Raw genomic sequence first — 2922 nt, forward strand, 5'->3', positions numbered from 1 at the left:
TTGTCGAGGCTTGCCTTTGCATCGCCATAGAACATGCGGGTGTTTTCTTTGAAGAACAGCGGGTTTTCGATGCCCGAATAGCCTGTGCCCTGGCCGCGTTTGGACACGAAGACCTGCTTGGCCTTCCAGCATTCCAGAACCGGCATGCCGGCGATGGGGCTGTTGGGGTCTTCCTGCGCCGCAGGGTTTACGATGTCGTTCGAGCCGATGACGATGGCCACATCCGTTTCGGGGAAGTCATCGTTGATCTCGTCCATCTCTAGCACGATGTCGTATGGCACCTTCGCCTCGGCCAGCAGCACGTTCATGTGGCCCGGCAAACGACCCGCAACAGGGTGGATCGCAAAGCGCACATTCTTGCCCTGCGCCCGCAGCTTGCGGACCAGTTCGGACACCGACTGCTGTGCCTGCGCCACTGCCATGCCGTAGCCGGGGATGATGACAACGCTGTCAGCGTCGTTCAGCGCTGCGGCCACACCGTCGGCTTCGATGGCGATCTGCTCGCCCTCAACCGCCATCTGTTCACCCTGTGGGCCACCAAAGCCGCCCAGGATCACGCTGACAAAATGACGGTTCATCGCCTTACACATGATGTAGGACAGGATCGCACCCGACGAGCCCACAAGTGCACCAACCACGATCAGCAGGTCGTTGCCCAGCGAGAAGCCGATCGCCGCAGCCGCCCAGCCCGAGTAGCTGTTCAGCATCGACACAACCACCGGCATGTCGGCACCACCGATACCCATGATCAGGTGATAGCCGATGAACAGCGCCGCCAGCGTCATCAGGAACAGCGGGAAGAAGCCGCCCGATGCGGTGTACCAGATCAGACAGATCAGCGAGAGACTTGCCGCCGCCGCGTTCAGCGCATGACCGCCCGGCAGCTTGGTTGCCGCAGACGTCACCTTGCCCGCCAGCTTGCCATAGGCCACGACCGAGCCGGTAAAGGTGATCGCACCGATGAAGACGCCCAGAAACAGTTCGACATGCAGGATCGACAATTCCGCCGGGGTTTTCTTGGCGATCAGTTTGGCAAACCCTCCGAGGCCCGTGTACAGAACTTCTTTCGATGCATCCGAGACCGCCATCACCTCGGCGACGTTCAGAACTTCAAAATGCGCGTTGTATCCGACGAACACAGCTGCCAGACCGACCAGCGAGTGCATCGCGGCCACCAGCTGCGGCATCTCGGTCATCTGCACGCGCTGTGCGACGTACTGACCGATCAGACCACCGCCCGCGATCAGCAGCAGCGACAGCAGCCACAGACCCGAACCGGGGCCAACCAGCGTGGCGAAGACCGCCAGCGCCATACCGACGATGCCATACCAGACCGCACGCTTGGCGCTTTCCTGGTTCGACAGGCCGCCGAGCGAAAGGATGAACAGAACAGCCGCAACAACGTAGGCGGCAGTAGTGAAGCCAAATTCCATGTGCCCGGCCTCCTTAAGATTTCTGGAACATGGCGAGCATGCGCCGGGTTACGAGGAAGCCGCCGAAGATGTTGATCCCGGCCATGAAGATGGACAGCGCCGCCAGCAGAATGACCAGGAACGACCCCGATCCGATCTGCATCACAGCCCCAACGATAATGATCGACGAGATCGCGTTGGTGATCGCCATCAGCGGTGTGTGCAGGCTGTGCGCGACGCCCCAGATCACCTGGAAGCCCACAAAAATGGCCAGCACAAAGACGATGAAGTGCTGCATGAAGCTGGCCGGAGCGATCAGCCCCACCAACAGCATCAGCGCGCCACCAACACCCAGCAGGGTGAACTGCTGTTTGGTCTGCGCCTTGAAGGCCGCAACCTCCTGCGCCTTTTTCTCTTCCGGGGTCAGTTCCTTGACCTCGGGTTTCTTCTGCGCCGCGATCGCCTGCACCTTGGGCGGCGGTGGCGGGAAGGTGATGTCGCCTTCAAATGTCACAGTCGCACCGCGGATCACGTCATCTTCCATGTCGTGATTGATCTGACCGTCCTTTTCAGGCGTCAGGTCGGTCATCATGTGACGGATGTTGGTCGCGTACAAAGACGAGGACTGCGCCGCCATCCGGCTGGGGAAGTCGGTATAGCCGATGATGGTCACGCCATTGTCGGTCACGATCTTCTCATCCGCCACGGTCAGCTTGCAGTTGCCGCCCTTTTCCGCCGCAAGATCAACAATGACCGAGCCCGGCTTCATCGCCTCAACCATATCCTTGGTCCAAAGCTCCGGCGCTTCGCGGTTCGGGATCAGCGCGGTGGTGATCACGATGTCTATCTCGGGTGCCAGCTCGCGGAACTTGGCCAGCTGCGCCTCGCGGAACTCTTCCGACTGAACGCTGGCGTAGCCACCGGTGGCCGCGCCGTCTTGCTGATCCTCACTGAAATCCAGATAGACGAACTCGGCCCCCATCGATTCGACCTGTTCGGCCACCTCGGGGCGCACGTCGAACGCGTAAGTGATCGCGCCCAGCGAGGTCGAGGTGCCGATGGCCGCCAGACCAGCCACACCGGCCCCAACGATCAGTACCTTCGCAGGCGGAACCTTACCGGCAGCCGTCACCTGACCGGTGAAAAAGCGGCCAAAGTTGTTGCCCGCCTCGATCACCGCGCGGTAACCGGCGATATTGGCCATCGACGACAGCGCGTCCATCTTCTGCGCGCGACTGATCCGCGGCACCATTTCCATGGCGATGACATTGGCACCCTTGGCCTTGGCCGCTTCCATCCCCTCTTCATTCCCCGCAGGGTTGAAGAAGGAAATCAACGTCTTACCCTTGGTCAAACGCTTCAGCTCAGCCTCGTTCGGTTGACGCACCTTGGCAACAATGTCGGCCTGCTTCCACAGCGACGCAGCCGTCTTGACGACCTCAACCCCCGCGGCCTCATACGACGCATCCGAAAATCCAGCCGCAGCACCAGCACCCTTCTCAATCAGACA

2 protein-coding genes are annotated in these 2922 nt (G+C 60.7%); both read right to left on the reverse strand.

Features of this window, described 5'->3' with window-relative positions:
• The coding region (locus QMP16_RS23430) for an NAD(P)(+) transhydrogenase (Re/Si-specific) subunit beta (RefSeq protein ID WP_282154374.1) at positions 1-1433 on the reverse strand (1433 nt) is incomplete at its 3' end.
• Between the two features lie 13 nt (positions 1434-1446).
• On the reverse strand, positions 1447-2922 hold a 1476-nt coding region (locus QMP16_RS23435), incomplete at its 5' end, for a Re/Si-specific NAD(P)(+) transhydrogenase subunit alpha (RefSeq protein ID WP_282154375.1).

Source organism: Ruegeria atlantica, from assembly GCF_947495585.1.
Classification (GTDB): Bacteria; Pseudomonadota; Alphaproteobacteria; order Rhodobacterales; family Rhodobacteraceae; genus Ruegeria; species Ruegeria atlantica_G.